The organism is Mesorhizobium sp. M8A.F.Ca.ET.218.01.1.1 (assembly GCF_004791165.1).
Classification (GTDB): Bacteria; Pseudomonadota; Alphaproteobacteria; order Rhizobiales; family Rhizobiaceae; genus Mesorhizobium.
The window spans coordinates 1-324 of the sequence record NZ_SRUZ01000130.1 but is presented as its reverse complement, the minus strand read 5'-3'; the positions used below and the strand labels follow the sequence as shown (position 1 = coordinate 324).

The window sequence follows — 324 nt, the reverse complement described above, 5'->3', positions numbered from 1 at the left end:
CCAGATCAAATCGCTCGGCGGGTCCTTCGTCGACACCGGAAAGCAGATCCAAGCCGTCGGCAAGACGATGGCGACGGCACTGACGCTGCCGATCGTTGGCGCTGGCGTCGGCATCCTCAAGCAGGCCGGCGATTTCCAGAAGGCGATGAACAGCTTCGCCGTCAACGCCGGCGTGGCTGGACAGGCTCTTGGCGATGCTGAGAAGAAGGCACAGGAACTCGGACAGGCATCGGTCTTCTCGTCGACTGAAGCTGCGCAGGGCATGACTGAGTTGGCGAAGGTTGGCCTCGACTACAAAACCATCATGGAAGGTGCCGCCAAGGC

At 61.4% G+C, this 324-nt stretch carries 1 protein-coding gene; it reads left to right on the top strand.

Going from position 1 to position 324, the window contains the following annotated elements; translation table 11 throughout:
• Positions 1-324, top strand: a 324-nt coding sequence (locus tag EN861_RS35725; RefSeq protein ID WP_210235222.1) for a hypothetical protein, incomplete at both ends; no start/stop codon positions are given.